Here is a 14,527-nt window from a genome sequence, read left to right as displayed (position 1 = left end):
TGATGCGTTTCACTTCATACCAACCAGTAACCTACGTCCGCGTAAGTACACTCGGCCCCATGAGTGTGGACGCGCACGCCTTGACGGCGCCCTTGACGCCCATCAAACCCAAGCTGCGCGGATGGATCCACGCGGGGACATTCCCCCTCGCCGTGGCCGCGGGCATAGTTCTCGTCGCCCTGGCCGGGGACACCAAGTCCCGCATCGCGTGCGGCGTGTTCGCGCTCACCGCGGCGATGCTCTTCGGCACGTCCGGGATCTACCACCGCGGCAACTGGGGACCCCGCGGCGAGGCGGTCCTGCGCCGGCTCGATCACGCCAACATCTTCCTGATCATCGCGGGCACATACACCCCGCTCACCATCCTTTTGTTGGGCAAAAGCGATCAGATCCTGCTGTGGGTGGTGTGGATCGGGGCACTCGCCGGGATCGGTTTCCGGGTCTTCTGGATCGGCGCGCCGCGCTGGCTCTACACCCCGATCTACGTCGCGCTCGGCTGGGCCGCGGTGTTCTACCTGCCCGAGTTCATGCGCGAGGGCGGCGTCGCGGTGGTGGTCCTGGTGATCGTCGGCGGGGTGCTCTACAGCCTCGGCGCGGTGGTCTACGGGATCAAGCGGCCGAACCCGTCGCCGCAGTGGTTCGGCTTCCACGAGGTCTTCCACGCCTTCACGCTGCTCGCGTTCGCGAGCCACTTCGTGGCCGTCGCCCTGGTGGCGCTCGGCTGATCCGTTCACCCCCACATCGACCCGAAGGCCCGCGGCTCCGAGAGGAGTCGCGGGCCTTCGGGCTTTTCCGGATTTTCCCCCGTTCTTTGGGCGCCCTTTGCCGAATATCTTGACCGTCTCTAGATTTTGAGAGCTACTGTCATAAGGTGGCAGCACTCAAACGACTGGAGATGTCATGACTGGGGCGAGCGGGAGCGCGAGCGCGGGAACGGACCGGGCGTCGGAGGCGGATGCGCCGCCCGACCCGAGGCGATGGTGGGCGCTGGCGGCGCTGGTGGTCGGGCTGCTCGTGGTCGGCCTCGACACCACGATCATCAACGTGGCGATGCCGACCATGAGCGATCAGCTCGGGGCGACCACGGGCGATCTCCAGTGGATCGCCGACTCGTACATCGTGGTGTTCGCGGCCGGCATGCTCCCGGCCGGACTGATCGGCGACCGCTACGGGCGGCGGCGCTTCCTGCTGGTGGGGCTCGCGGTATTCGGGGTCGGCTCGGTGGTCGGCTCGCTGGTCGACTCGGTCGACGGGGTGATCGCGGCCCGCGCGCTGATGGGGATCGGCGCGGCGTTCATCATGCCGCTGTCGCTGTCGATCCTGCCGTCGCTGTTCCCGCCCGCGGAGCGCGGCAAGGCGATCTCGGTCTGGGCCGCGAGCACGGCCCTGGGCATCCCGCTGGGCCCGATCCTCGGGGGCTGGCTGCTCGAGCACTTCTGGTGGGGCTCGGTGTTCCTGCTCAACATCCCGATGGTCGGTCTCGCGCTGCTCGTGTGCGGGTTCCTGCTGCCGAGCTCGCGGTCCGCCGACGCGCCCGGGATCGACGTGGGGGTGACGACGATGGTGGTCGCGGGGCTGACCGTGCTGGTGTTCGCGGTGATCGAGGCGCCCGAGCGCGGTTGGGGCGATCCTCGGGTCCTGGCCCTGTTCGGCGCGGCCGCGCTGCTGATCGCGGGCGTGGTGCTGCGCGAGGTCCGGTCGCGACGGCCGATGATCGACTTCGGGCTGTTCCGGGACGGCAACTTCCTCTGGGGCACGGTCGCCGCCCTCGTGCCCTCCTTCGCGATAGCCGGCGTGCTGTTCCTGGTCCCGCAGCGGCTCCAGGGCGTCGACGGGCACGACGCGTTCGGCACCGGCCTGCGGCTGCTGCCGCTGCTGGGCGGGCTGTTCGCGACGTCGCTGGCGAGCGGCAGGCTGGCGCCGCGGTTCGGCTACAAGGTGCTCATCCCGACCGGGTTGTTCGTGCTCGGCGGCGGGCTGCTGATGGGCGCGACCGGCTCGGTGCACGACGGGTACGGGTGGACGGCCGCCTGGCTCACCGTGAGCGGGCTCGGGCTCGGCCTCTCGCTGGTGCCGGCGATGGACGCGGTGATGGCCAACCTGGCGCCGGAGCGCACCGGGATGGGCTCCGCCCTGGTACAGACCCTGCGGCAGGTCGCGGGCGCGCTCGGGGTCGCCATCCTGGGCAGCGTGCTCGCGTCCGCCTACCTGGACCGGATCGACACGAGCGGGCGCTCGGACGAGGTCCGCGACGCGGCACGCGACTCGATCGGCGGCGCGGCCAAGGCGGCGACGCGAAGCGGGGACGACGCGCTCCTCGACTCGGCCCGGGAGGCGTTCGTGCACGGGATGAACGTGAGCCTGCTGATCTGCGGCGTCGCGGCGATCGTGGTCGCCGTCGCGGTGGCGATCTTCCTGCCGCGGCGCACCGTGCCGGTGGAGGTGCCGGCGGACCCGACGAACGGAGCGGGAGAATCGGGGCATGACCGCGCAGGAGCAGCCCTCCATTCCTGACTCGGCCGCCTCCCCCGTGGGGCTGCGCGAGCGGAAGAAGATCAAGACCCGCCAGGCGATCCGTCGCGAGGCGTACCGGCTCTTCCGCGAGCACGGCTACGACGCCACGACCGTGGACCAGATCGCCGAGGCCGCCGAGATCTCGCCGAGCACCTTCTTCCGCTACTTCCCGAGCAAGGAGGACGTGGTGCTCACCGACGAGTACGACCCGCTGCTCGTGGAGGCGCTGCGTTCCGCGCCGGAGGGCACGAGTCTGGTCCGAATCGTGCGGACGGGTGTCATGAACGCCATGCGCGAGGTCATGCGCGAGGACCGCGAGGAGCTGGCCACCCGGATGACGCTGATGCTGAGCGTGCCGGCGCTGCGGCGGCGATCGTACGACCAGCAGATGCAGTCCTGGACGCTGATCGCCACGGCCTTCGCCGAGCGGTCCGGGCGCGCGGTGAACGACTTCGAACTGCGGGTGGCCGCCTCCGCGATCAACGGCGCGATGGCGGAGTCGATGGCCAGATGGGCCGAGGGCGGCTGCGCCGAGGACCCGGTCGCGTTGATCGACCGGGCCCTGGGCTACCTGGAGAAGGGGCTGCGGGACAGCCCCTGACCCGGCTTCAGGCCTTGGCCACGGCCTTGGCGAGCACCTGCCGGGCCAGCTCCTCCGGATCGGTCACCGGGGCGTCGCAGGTGAAGTGCCGACACACGTACGCCGCCGGCCGGCCGCCCACCAGCGGTCGGTCGCGCAGCAGCGGCATCGGCGACTCGTCGGTCGGGTCGCCCATCGCGACCACCGCGCCGGGGGCGGTGGACATCAGCGCGGTCAGGTAGAGCGCCCAGGTCGCGTCGTCCTCGCGCGAGCCGACCACCGCGATCTCGCGCGGCCCGTCCGCCCACGCCTCGGCGACCGCCAGGCCCCACCCGATGCTGCGCGGCGACTGGGCCGCGAGCACCCGCACCAGGCCGAGCGCGCGCCCGGCCGCCTCGCGGTGGTCGACCAAGCCCAGGTGCGCCGCGTAGCCGAGGAGCGCGCCGGCCGCGCCGGTCCAGCCGGACGGGGTGACCCCGTCGGTCGGGTCCTGCGGCCGGCGGAACAGTTCCTCGGCGTCGTCGGCGGTGTCGTAGAGCGCGCCGTCCTCGTCCACGAAATGCCCGAGTACGACGTCCAGGAGCACGCCGGCGAAGGTCAGCCAAGCGTCGTCCGAGGTCACCGCGTACAGCGCGAGGAAGCCCTCGGCGACGTCCGCGTAGTCCTCCAGGACCCCCGCGTTGGGGCCCGGCCGGCCGTCACGCGAGGTGCGCACGAGCCGGTCGCCCAGCTCGTCGTCCTCGTCGCCGCCCAGATGCACGGCCAGCAGCAGGTCGGCCGCCGCGAGCGCGGCGTCGAGCAGGTCGGGGCGGGAGAACAGGGTGCCGGCCTCGGCCAGGGCGGCGATCGCGAGCCCGTTCCACGCGGCCACGATCTTGTCATCGCGCCCGGGGCGGGGCCGCTCCTCGCGCGCGGCCAGCAGCCGGTCCCGGACCGTCTCGAAGCGCTCGACGTCCTCGGGGTCGTCGAGCAGTCGCAGCACCGACTTCCCGTGCTCGAAGGTGCCTTCCTCGGTCACCGCGAACACCCCGGCCGCCCACGCGCCGTCCTCGGCGCCGAGCACCTCGGTCAGCTCGGCGGGCGTCCAGGCGTAGAACGCGCCCTCCACCGAGTGCCCCTCGGCGTCCGCGCTGTCCGCGTCGAGCGCCGACGCGAACGCGCCCTCGGGGGTCCGCAGTTCGCGGACCAGGAAGTCGGCCGTCTCCAACGCGATCCGACGGGCGAACTCGCTCCCGGTCGAGCGCCACAGGTGCGTGTACACCCGGATCAGCTGGGCGTTGTCGTAGAGCATCTTCTCGAAGTGCGGCACCACCCACCCGGCGTCCACCGAGTAGCGCGCGAAGCCGCCGCCGAGTTGGTCGTAGATGCCGCCGCGGGCCATCGCCTCGCAGGTGTTCTGCGCGATCTCCAGGGCCGTCTCGGACTCGGTCCTGGCGTGGTGGCGGAGCAGGAACTCGAGCACCATCGACGGCGGGAACTTGGGCGCGTGGCCGAAGCCGCCGTTCGCGACGTCGTAGTCGCGCGCGAGCCGGGCCAGCGCGAGGTCGAGGTCCTCGGCGTTCGGCGGGGCGCCGTCGGTGTGCAGCTCGCGCGGAGCGGCGAGCGAGGCGGCGATCTGGGTGCCGGTGCGGCGCACCTCGTCGTTGCGGTCCTTCCACGCGACCTTGACCGCGTGCATGAGCTGGCGGAACGAGTGCATCCCGCGGCGTGCCTCGGCCGGGTAGTAGGTGCCGCAGTGGAACGGCTCGCCGTCGGGCGTCGCGAACACGGTCATCGGCCACCCGCCCTGGCCGTTGTTCATCGCGACCGTGGCCTCCATGTAGACCGCGTCCACGTCGGGGCGCTCCTCGCGGTCGACCTTGATCGCGACGAAGCCCTCGTTGATGATCGCGGCGGTGGCCTCGTCCTCGAAGGACTCGTGGGCCATCACGTGACACCAGTGGCACGCGCTGTAGCCGATGCTCAACAGGATCGGGACATCACGGCGCCGGGCCTCCGCGAAGGCATCCGAACCCCACGGCCACCAGTCGACGGGATTGTCGACGTGCTGGAGCAGGTAGGGCGACGTGGATCCGGCGAGACGGTTCGACATGCGCCCATCCTCGCAGGACGGACTCCGACGAGGCCGCTCAGGCGACGGGCGCGCCGTTGCCTTCCCTGTGGTTCGCCTGGTCGGCGTCCCGGGCGGACTCGGCACCGGTCGACTTCCGGTCTTCCTCGAAGTCGACCCGCTTGAGCTGCTTGTTCATCGACTTCAGGAGGAACCACGTGGCGATCGCGAGCCCGGCGACCACCAGGAACCCGAGCAGGCCCGGCGAGACCTTGCTTTCCTCGACCGCGAGCTGGATCGCGAGCGGTGTCATGACGAACTACCTCCTGGATCGGAACCCCTTGTGGTCAAGAGTGACATCCGATCGGCGGCACGTATGCATCGAGGGCCCGGAGAGTCACTCTCCGGACCCTCGATCGGGTCGATCACGGCGCTGGGTCCTGTCGCCGGACAGGGCCTAGCGGCTCGCGCCCACCCGGACGCCGGCGAACAGGTCGTCCTCGGGCAGGTCGGTGTCGACCAGCGAACGGACCAGCTCGTAGTCCTCGGTCGGCCACACCTCGCGCTGCACGGAGATCGGGACGCGGAACCAGAAGCCCTCCGGGTCGACCTGCGTCGCGTGCGCGATCAGCGCCCGATCGCGCGTCTCGAACCAGTCGGCGCACGGGATACGCGTGGTGATGTCGCGCTCGTCGCGGTCGCCCCAGCGCTCCAGCCACTCGCCGTAGGGCGATTCCAGGTCGCGCGCGAGCATGCCCTCGTGCAGCGCGACGATCCGCGCGCGCGAGATGCCCTGGTTGTAGTACAGCTTCAGCGGCTGCCACGGCTCGCCGGCGTCCGGGTAGGCGTCCGGGTCGCCCGCGGCGTCGAACGCCACCATCGTGATCTTGTGCGTCTGGATGTGGTCGGGGTGCGGGTAGCCGCCGTTCTCGTCGTACGTGGTGATCACGTGCGGGCGGAACTCGCGGATCAGCCGCACCAGCGGCTCGGCCGCCTTCTCGACGTCGAGCACCGCGAAGCACCCGTCCGGCAGCGGCGGAAGCGGGTCGCCCTCCGGCAGTCCCGAGTCCTCCCAGCCCAGCCACGCCTGCCGGACGCCGAGGATCTCGCGCGCCGCGTCCATCTCCTTGCGGCGCACCTCGTGGATGTTCGCCTCGATCTCCGGATCGCCCTGGAGAGCGGGGTTGAGCACCGAGCCGCGTTCGCCGCCGGTACAGGTCGCGACGAGGACGTCCGCCCCCTCGGCGACATAGCGCGCCATGGTGGCCGCACCCTTGCTGGACTCGTCGTCGGGGTGCGCGTGCACCGCCATCAGCCTCAGCCGATCGTCACTCACCGGAACGTCGCTCCTCATTCGTGCCCCCGTGTCCCGGCCGCCGTGTCGTTCCGCCGGGACCTGTCGAAGGGCGCTCTTGCACCGGACATATAGTGGCCGATAGATCTCGCCCGGGCGCAAACCCGGGCCCGTCCCCGCAGGAGACACGGTGAGCGCAACGCCCGTAACCCGCTACGGCAAGGGCGCCACCCGAAACGACCGGGGCCTGAAGATCGCCTTCGCGGTCTTCATGGTGCTGCTCGTGGCCGGCACGGTGTGGATCGGCCTCGATGTGGCGAACCCCGGGGTCCGCGGGTCTATTCCGAGCTTCCGCGTCACATCCGACTCCTCGCTCGAGGCACAGGTCGAGATCCGCAAGGACGCCGACAAGGAAGCCGTCTGCGTGCTGCGTTCGCGCGACCGCGACGGCGCCGAGGTCGGTCGGCGCGAGCTGCGCTTCGCCAAGGGCGAGAAGCGCGTCGACCGGACCGAGACGCTGCAGACGGCGGGCAAGCCCAATACCGCCGAGCTGGAGGACTGTCACACCGTCGGCTGAGCGGTGTACCCCGATCGGATGTCGAGCCGAGGCGCCGAGCGGGGTGCCGGGCCGGGCGCCGAGCCGGGTGCCGGGCCGGGCGCCGAGCCGGGTGCCGATTCACCCACTCGTGCGTGACTGCCCGAGACGTCGGGAGATTGTTACTCTCGAAGCTTCGTCCCCTCACGACCCGAGGTGTTCACACCGCGGACGGTGAGGGGGCGCTGGTGTATGTGACCCGTGACCCCGCTCGTCGGGTCGGGCCGCATGCACCTCCTTTGTACGCAGCACCGTGTACGCAGTCCCTGTCGCAGACCTACGAGGAGCACCCCGTGACCCAGACCAGCGAAAGCGTCACCTGGCTCACCCAGGAGGCGTACGACCGGCTCAAGGCCGAGCTGGAACACCTGTCGGGTCCCGGCCGTTCCGAGCTCGCCGTGAAGATCGAAGAGGCCCGCCAGGAAGGCGACCTCAAGGAGAACGCGGGCTACCACGCGGCCAAGGAGGAGCAGGGCAAGCAGGAGCTGCGCATTCGCCAGCTCATCGGCCTGCTCCAGAACGCCAAGGTCGGCGAGGCCCCGGCGGACGACGGCATCGTCGAGCCCGGCATGGTCGTCACCGTCGTCTTCAACGGCGACAAGAATGACCCCACGACCTTCCTGCTCGGCTCGCGCGAGGACGCCGTGACCGACGTCGAGGTCTACTCCCCCCAGTCGCCGCTCGGCAAGGCCATCAACGGCAAGACCGTCGGCCACAAGGCCACGTTCGCGCTGCCCAACGGCAAGAGCACGAGCGTCGAGGTCACGGACGCCAAGCCCTACAAGGGCTGAGCTCCACGCGAGAAGGCCCGGCCCCCACGCGGGGCCGGGCCTTCTCGCGTCTAGGAGACCGCGGAGCGGTACTTGCGCACCGACCACGTGCGGAACACCACGATGATCAGCAGCGACCACATCAGCGACGCCCACACGGGGTGCTGCATGGGCCACGCGTCCGACACCGCGTCGGCGCCCGGCGTGCCGAACAGCACCCGGGCCGCCTGGACCGTCGCGCTGAACGGGTTCCAGTAGGCCACGTGCTGCAGGAACGTGGGCAGCGTGGTCGGCGGCGCGAACGCGATCGACAGGAACGACAGCGGGAACAGCCAGATCAGACCCCCGGACGTGGCCGCCTCCGGAGTGCGCACCGACAGGCCGATCAGCGCGCCGATCCAGGAGAACGCGTAGCCGAGGAGCAGGAGCAGCGCGAGCCCGCCGAGGCCCTTGAGCAGCCCGTCGTGCATCCGCCAGCCGACGATCAGCGCGCACATCACCATGACCACCATGGTCAGCGCGGTCTGCACGGCGTCGGCGATGGTGCGCCCGGTCAGCACCGCGCCGCGCGACATCGGCAGCGAGCGGAACCGGTCCATCAGGCCCTTGTGCATGTCCTCGGCGATGCCCGCGCCGGCGCCCGCCGTGGCGAACGTGACGGTCTGCGCGAAGATGCCGGCCATCACGTAGTCGCGATACGCGGTCTTGTCCTCGACCCCGGGGATGCCGATCGCACCACCGAAGACGTACGCGAACATCAGCACGAACATGACCGGCTGGATCATCCCGAAGATGATCATCTCCGGAATCCGCATCATCCGGATCAGATTGCGTCGGGTCATCACGATCGAGTCGCGCACCGACTGCGCTATGCCCCCGCGGGTCGCGGGTGCGCCCTTGGGGGCGGTCAGGGTCGCCGTCACTTCCGCACCGCCTTGCCGCTGTCCACGCGGTCCTCGTCGCCGATGTCGCCGTTCTCGCCGTCGCCGTGGCCGCCGCTGTCGCCGTTGCCGTTCTCGGTCTCGGCGGCGTGCCCGGTCAGCGAGATGAACACGTCGTCCAGGGTCGGCCGACGCAGGCCGATGTCGTCGATCTCGATGCCGCGGGCGTCGAGTTCGCGGATGATCTCGGCCAGCAGCTTCGCGCCGCCGCTGACCGGGACGGTGATCCGCCGCTGGAGCTTGACCACGCCCAGCTCGCCCTTGCCGAACGCGCCGAGCATCTCGCTCGCGTCGCCGAGTCGTTCGGCGTCGTGCACGACCACCTCGACGCGCTCGCCGCCGACCTTGGCCTTGAGCTGGTCGGCCGTGCCGCGCGCGATCACCTTGCCGTGGTCCACCACGGCGATGTCGTTCGCGAGGTGGTCGGCCTCCTCCAGGTATTGCGTGGTCAGCAGCAGCGTCGTGCCGCCCGCGACCAGCTCCTCGATGACCCGCCACAGCGCCATCCGGTTGCGCGGGTCGAGGCCGGTGGTGGGCTCGTCCATGAACATCACCGGCGGACTGACCACGAGCGCCGCCGCCAGGTCGAGCCGGCGGCGCATGCCGCCCGAGTAGGTCTTGGCGGGCCGGTCGGCCGCCGCGGCCAGGTCGAACTGGGTCAACAGCTCGCCGGCCCGATGCTTGGCGTCCTTGCCGCTGAGCTGGTAGAGCTCGCCGACCATCCGGAGGTTCTCCCGACCGGTCAGATATTCGTCCACGGCAGCGAACTGCCCGGACAGGCCTATCGAGCGGCGGACCGCGTTGGGGTTCTTGAGCACGTCGTGACCCGCCACTATCGCCCGCCCGGAATCGGGTTTGAGCAGGGTGGTCAGTACGCGCACACATGTCGTCTTGCCTGCGCCGTTCGGTCCGAGCAGGCCGAGGACGGTGCCGGTCGGCACACTCACGTCCACGCCGTCGAGCGCTCGGACCGAGCCGAAGGTCTTGACGAGACCTTCGGCGACGATCGCTTCCTGCATGTCGGTGGATCACTCCTCGTGCGGTCGGGGAGGGGGTGGCCGGTCGATTCTGATCTCCCACCATGCGCCCAAACGCGCCGAGCGTGCGACTGTTTTTCACCGGAAGCACAACTGTTCGTGACGGGTTGACAGCGGTACGACGAACGTTGACGTCGCTCGACCGCGTCCTCCGTGGGTGGGCATGGCTCGTGCGACGAGCCAACAACACGCCTACGACAAACGGCCTCAGGTCTTGCTGACGGTGTAGCCGGCGCTGTACAGCGCCTCGACCACGGCCGCACAGTGCCGGGTCCCCTTGGTCTCCAACTGCAGGTCCACGTCCGCCTCGCCGACCCGCAGCGTCGCGTCGGTGCGCACGTGCGACACCGCCGCGATGTTGGCGTCGGTCTCCGCCAACCGACCCAACAGCGTGGCCAGCGCGCCGGGGCTGTCCGGGATCCGGACCCGCAGGGAGAGGTAGCGGCCGGCCGCGGCCAGCCCGTGCCGGAGCACCCGAAGCATCAGCAGCGGGTCCACGTTCCCGCCGGAGAGCACCGCCACCACCGGGCCCTCGATCGGCTCGCCGGCTTCGAGCAGGGCCGCCACCGACGCGGCGCCGGCCGGCTCCACGACCAGCTTGGCCCGCTCCATGCACAGCAACAGGGCCTGCGACAGCGACTCCTCGCCCACCGTGCGGACGCCGTCCGCGTGCGCGTGGATCAGCGCGAAGGGGACCTCGCCGGGGCGACCGACGGCGATCCCGTCGGCCATCGTGCCGAACGACGGCAACGACACGGGCGCGCCGGCCGCGAGCGAGGGCGGGTAGGCGGCGGCGGACGCCGCCTGGACGCCGATCACCTTGACGTCGGGGCGAAGTGCCTTGACCGCGACGGCGATTCCGGCGAGCAGGCCGCCGCCGCCGGTGCCGACCAGGATCGTCTTGACCTCGGGGCACTGCTCCAGGATCTCCAGGCCGACCGTGCCCTGGCCCGCCACGACGTCGTGGTGGTCGAAGGGGTGGATGAACACCGCCCCGGTCTCGTCCGCGTACGCGCGCGCGGCGGTCAGCGCGTGCTCGACGTTGTCGCCGCCGAGGATCACCTCGGCGCCGTAGGAGCGGGTCGCGGCCACCTTGGGCAGCGGCGCGCCGGCCGGCATGAACACCGTGGACGCGACTCCGAGCGTGCGGGCCGCGAGCGCGACGCCCTGAGCGTGGTTGCCGGCGCTCGCCGCGACGACACCTCGGGCGCGTTCGGCCTCGTTCAGGCCGGCGATCCGCACGTACGCGCCGCGGATCTTGAAGGAACCGGTGCGCTGGAGGTTCTCGCACTTGAGGTGGACGGGTGTGCCGACGCGATCGGTCAGCGCCCGACACGTCCTCATCGGTGTCTCGCGGACGACCCCTTCGAGCATCTTTCGCGCGATGCGGATGTCGTGCAGGGTCACCGGGGCCTGGGCAGGACTGCTCATACGCCGAGTGTCGCACCAACCGCCCGGCCGTACGCGGTCGGTCCCATCCGCCCCGGGAGTCCCCGGGATCGACTCGGAGGCCGCCGCGCGGTCCCCGCCCGAGCTACCGGGGAGTAGCCGCCGGGAGTTCAGGAACCGCCCGGGGTCCGGGCCTGGCGCCGCTCCATCGAGCTGTTGAAGCGGGTGAGCAGCTCGGTGAACCGCTCGCGGTCGTCCGTGCTCCAGCCCTCGCAGATCTCCGCCATCAGGCGCTGCCGGGCGCGCCGGACCTGGTGCAGCCGATCCCGACCCTCCACCGAGAGTTCGAGCAGCACGGCGCGCCCGTCGTCGGGGTTGGGCACCCGGTCCACGAGCCCCTGCTCGACCAGTGGGGTGACCTGGCGGGTCACCGTGGAGGAGTCGATGGTCATCGCCTGCGCGAGTGCCTTCACGCCCATCGCGCCACCCGCCTCGAGCCGGCCGAGCAGCAGGTAGGCCGCGCGGTCCATCGAGTTGCGCAGTTCGCCGACGGCGCCCAGCCGGGTCTGCTCGGCCCGACGGGCGAACAACGCGACCTCGTGCTGGAGGCGGTCGTAGAGCGGGTCGGCAGAGCCGGTGGGGTCGTCTTGGGCCTGATCCGGTGTCATCGCCGCTCGTTCGTCGATCCGATGTGTTGCTCCGAGGATATTGCGCGGACCGGGACCACCGGGTCCCGACTGGGCGATTCCACCCCGCAATGGGTGGCCGGGGTTTTACCGTTGCGTCGACGGAGGGTTTTCGTGCCGTCACCGAAAGGCGGGTCCGGTGTCGGTGATGCGGTGCCGAGGGGCGATATGTCGCGACACGCGACTACCCGAACGGGTGCGGGGCAGCAGCACGATGGAGAGCGGCAACGGCCCGGGTCCGGCCCGATGGCCTCCGCTCGGCAGATCTGCGGGAGGGGACCGTGCGCAAGCGCGAGGCTCGCGAGTTCGACGTCTTCGTCCACACGGTCGGCACGCAACTGCTGCATGCCGCCGACCTCCTGACCGGTGACCGGCTGCGCGCCGAGCGACGGGTCGAGCGCGCGCTCGCGGCCACCTTCCTGAAGTGGAACCGGGTCTCGCACCACGATCCGGTCCGCACCGCGTGGCGCGCGCTGATGCGTGGCTACCTGGACCCGTGGCGCCCGGGGCCGCGCGAGTATCGGGGCGAACTCGCGGACGCGGGCGAGCCGTTCGTCACGCTGGACCGGCTCGGCCGGGTCGAGCGGGCGACGGTGGTGCTGCGGTTGTACGCGCGCCTGGACGAGCACGACGCGGCCGAGGCGATGGGGCTGCCGATCGAGACGGTGGCCGGCGCGTGGCGGCGCGGCATGGCCGAGGTGCTGTCGGCCGGTCGGGCGCGGCGGGCCGCGGAGCCGGTCCGATGAGCGTGACGGTGCTGCCGCCGGGGGCGGACGACGCGGAGGCCGTGCCCGAGCCGCCGGAGTTCCCCTACCGGCCGCTGCCGGCCGACCTGACCCGCCGGGTGCGCCGGCGCGCCCACCTGCGCCGGCTGCGGCACCTCCTGGGCTCGTTCGCGCTGGCCGTCGGCGCGCTCGGCACGCTGTGGCTCGCGACCCCGGGGCACGAGGCCGGTGGCGGGTTGCCGCCGGCGCCGCTCGACCCCACCCCGATGTGGCCGGTCGACGAAGGCGGACCGCCCACGCCGCGGACCGATGTCGGCCTCGGCGGTTCGGCGTGGATCGGCTCCTCGGATCCGACGCACGGTTCGGCGTGGTGTCTGGGCGCGCCGAACGACGCGGGCAAAAGCACGGCCGTCGCGCTGTGCCGCTTCCTGCCGACGCCGGGCCGGCTGGACGCGGCGGCGCTGAACCCCGGCGTCTACGCGCCGGCGGGAGAGCGGTTGGTGGTCGCGGTCCTGATCGGGCAGAGCCCGCCCGGGCCCGCGGTGCGTGCCGAGTTGGAGGACACGGCCGGTCCGCGGCAGATGCGCCTGGACCGGCCCCCGGGGCTGCCGGGGGTGGCATACCTGTGGGCTTTCACCACCGGGGGGCCGGTCTCGATCACGGTCTACGACGGCAACGGCGACATCGTCACGGCGTGCGCGGCGTGTACCGAGAGCACCCGCTAGGCGCCGCGTCGGGCGTCAGCCGAGGGCCCGTTCGAGGTCGGCGAGCAGGTCGTCCGCGGACTCGATGCCGACGGAGAGCCGGACCAGGTCGCCCGGCACCTCCAGCGGCGAACCGGCGGCCGACGCGTGGGTCATCCGGCCCGGGTGCTCGATCAGCGACTCGACGCCGCCGAGCGACTCGCCGAGGATGAACAGCTCGGTGCGGTTGCACACCTCCACGGCGGCCTCCTCGCCGCCGCGGACGCGGAACGACACCATGCCGCCGAACGCCTTCATCTGCTTGACCGCGACGTCGTGTCCCGGGTGGCCCGGCAGCCCGGGGTAGAGCACCTCGACCACCCGCGGGTGACGCGACAGCAGGTCGACGACCCGCTCGGCGTTCGCGCAGTGGCGGTCCATCCGGACCCCGAGGGTCTTGATGCCGCGCAGCGTCAGCCACACGTCCATCGGCGCGGGCACCGCGCCCATCGCGTTCTGATGGAACGTCAACTCGGCCGCCAGACCGGCGTCCTTGACGACGAGCGCGCCGCCGATGACGTCGGAGTGGCCGCCCATGTACTTCGTCGTGGAGTGCACGACGATGTCGGCGCCGAGGGTCAACGGCTGCTGGAGGTAGGGCGAGGCGAACGTGTTGTCGACGACGAGCAGCGCGCCGGCGTCGTGCGCGACGCTCGCCAGGGCGGCGATGTCCGCGACGCCGAGCAGCGGGTTGCTGGGCGTCTCGCACCACACGATCTTCGTGACGCCCGGCCGGATCGCGGCGCGGACGGCGTCGAGGTCGCCGGCGTGCGCGGGGGTGTAGGCCATCCCCCACCGGGAGACGACCTTCGCGAACAGCCGGAACGTGCCGCCGTAGGCGTCGTCCGGGATGACCGCGTGGTCGCCGGGCGCGCACAGGGCGCGCAGGAGGCAGTCCTCGGCGGCGAGTCCGGAGGCGAAGGTGAGGGCCCTGGTGCCGTCCTCCAGGGCCGCGACACACTCTTCGAGCGCGGTACGGGTCGGGTTGCCGGAGCGGCTGTACTCGTAGCCGCCGCGCAGTCCGCCGACGCCGTCCTGCTTGTATGTGGACACCTGGTAGATCGGCGGAACCACGGCCCCGGTCAGCGGGTCGGGTTCCTGCCCGGCATGGATCGCCAGGGTCTCAAAGCCGTGCGATTGGGTCATGACCGGAACGTTAGCCGCCCGGGCCGGCCGGCGCGTCTTCCGGCGGGCCGGCGCCGG

At 71.5% G+C, this 14,527-nt stretch carries 15 protein-coding genes; 7 read left to right on the top strand and 8 right to left on the bottom strand.

All coding sequences use genetic code 11. The features are described from left to right. Positions 1-59 precede the first annotated feature (59 nt). The 3 genes from OG928_RS20425 (at position 60) to OG928_RS20415 (ending at position 3,115) form a co-directional block, all read left to right on the top strand. Positions 60-725 carry a hemolysin III family protein gene (locus OG928_RS20425; RefSeq protein WP_406285811.1) on the top strand — a complete coding sequence of 222 codons (666 nt, stop codon included), beginning with the start codon at positions 60-62 and terminating at the stop codon, positions 723-725. Between the two features lie 175 nt (positions 726-900). Beyond that, complete coding sequence (locus OG928_RS20420; protein ID WP_406285808.1) at positions 901-2,514, top strand: MFS transporter; 1,614 nt, start codon at positions 901-903, stop codon at positions 2,512-2,514. Further along, complete coding sequence (locus OG928_RS20415; RefSeq protein ID WP_406285806.1) at positions 2,483-3,115, top strand: TetR family transcriptional regulator; 633 nt, start codon at positions 2,483-2,485, stop codon at positions 3,113-3,115. The genes OG928_RS20420 and OG928_RS20415 overlap by 32 nt, the downstream gene beginning before the upstream one ends. A 7-nt stretch (positions 3,116-3,122) precedes the next feature. On the opposite strand, the gene OG928_RS20410 is transcribed toward OG928_RS20415, so the two are convergent. The 3 genes from OG928_RS20410 to mca form a co-directional block, all read right to left on the bottom strand. Then, positions 3,123-5,186, bottom strand: coding sequence for a thioredoxin domain-containing protein (locus OG928_RS20410; RefSeq protein ID WP_406285803.1), 2,064 nt, complete (start codon positions 5,184-5,186; stop codon positions 3,123-3,125). A gap of 37 nt (positions 5,187-5,223) precedes the next feature. Next, positions 5,224-5,457 carry a hypothetical protein gene (locus OG928_RS20405; protein WP_406285801.1) on the bottom strand — a complete coding sequence of 78 codons (234 nt, stop codon included), beginning with the start codon at positions 5,455-5,457 and terminating at the stop codon, positions 5,224-5,226. Positions 5,458-5,601: 144 nt separating this feature from the next. After that, positions 5,602-6,456, bottom strand: a complete 855-nt coding sequence (mca, locus tag OG928_RS20400; protein ID WP_406291096.1) for a mycothiol conjugate amidase Mca — start codon at positions 6,454-6,456, stop codon at positions 5,602-5,604. A gap of 172 nt (positions 6,457-6,628) precedes the next feature. On the opposite strand from mca, the gene OG928_RS20395 reads away from it, so the two are divergent. Continuing rightward, the gene (locus OG928_RS20395; protein WP_406285799.1) at positions 6,629-7,015 is read left to right on the top strand and encodes a DUF4307 domain-containing protein; all 387 of its coding nucleotides are present in this window, start codon (positions 6,629-6,631) and stop codon (positions 7,013-7,015) included. Positions 7,016-7,326: 311 nt separating this feature from the next. Then, the gene (greA, locus tag OG928_RS20390; protein ID WP_406285797.1) at positions 7,327-7,824 is read left to right on the top strand and encodes a transcription elongation factor GreA; all 498 of its coding nucleotides are present in this window, start codon (positions 7,327-7,329) and stop codon (positions 7,822-7,824) included. A 50-nt stretch (positions 7,825-7,874) separates the two neighbouring features. On the opposite strand, the gene OG928_RS20385 is transcribed toward greA, so the two are convergent. The 4 genes from OG928_RS20385 to OG928_RS20370 form a co-directional block, all read right to left on the bottom strand. Then, entirely contained in the window at positions 7,875-8,726 is an 852-nt protein-coding gene (locus OG928_RS20385; protein WP_406285795.1) for an ABC transporter permease, read from the bottom strand. Beyond that, a complete protein-coding gene (locus OG928_RS20380) occupies positions 8,723-9,763 on the bottom strand; it encodes an ATP-binding cassette domain-containing protein (protein WP_406285793.1) in 1,041 nt (346 codons plus the stop codon). Before OG928_RS20380 ends, OG928_RS20385 begins: the two co-directional genes overlap by 4 nt. A 225-nt stretch (positions 9,764-9,988) precedes the next feature. Next, positions 9,989-11,212: a threonine ammonia-lyase gene (gene ilvA, locus OG928_RS20375; protein WP_406285790.1), complete on the bottom strand. Its 1,224-nt coding sequence runs from the start codon at positions 11,210-11,212 to the stop codon at positions 9,989-9,991. 128 nt (positions 11,213-11,340) lie between these two features. Then, positions 11,341-11,838, bottom strand: coding sequence for a MarR family winged helix-turn-helix transcriptional regulator (locus tag OG928_RS20370; RefSeq protein ID WP_406285788.1), 498 nt, complete (start codon positions 11,836-11,838; stop codon positions 11,341-11,343). A gap of 299 nt (positions 11,839-12,137) precedes the next feature. Here OG928_RS20370 and OG928_RS20365 point away from each other — a divergent pair, with 299 nt between their 5' ends. Both OG928_RS20365 and OG928_RS20360 read left to right on the top strand, forming a co-directional pair. Continuing rightward, on the top strand, positions 12,138-12,602 hold the full coding sequence (locus OG928_RS20365) for an RNA polymerase subunit sigma-70 (protein WP_406285785.1): 465 nt from the start codon (positions 12,138-12,140) through the stop codon (positions 12,600-12,602). Further along, the gene (locus tag OG928_RS20360; RefSeq protein WP_406285784.1) at positions 12,599-13,306 is read left to right on the top strand and encodes a hypothetical protein; all 708 of its coding nucleotides are present in this window, start codon (positions 12,599-12,601) and stop codon (positions 13,304-13,306) included. The genes OG928_RS20365 and OG928_RS20360 overlap by 4 nt, the downstream gene beginning before the upstream one ends. A gap of 15 nt (positions 13,307-13,321) precedes the next feature. Here the strand turns inward: OG928_RS20360 and OG928_RS20355 are convergent, their stop codons facing one another. Further along, positions 13,322-14,470, bottom strand: a complete 1,149-nt coding sequence (locus OG928_RS20355) for a cystathionine gamma-synthase (RefSeq protein ID WP_406285782.1) — start codon at positions 14,468-14,470, stop codon at positions 13,322-13,324. Between the last annotated feature and the right edge of the window lie 57 nt (positions 14,471-14,527).

The organism is Embleya sp. NBC_00896 (assembly GCF_045207785.1).
GTDB lineage: Bacteria > Actinomycetota > Actinomycetes > Streptomycetales > Streptomycetaceae > Embleya.
This window is presented reverse-complemented; position numbering and strand designations above follow the sequence as displayed.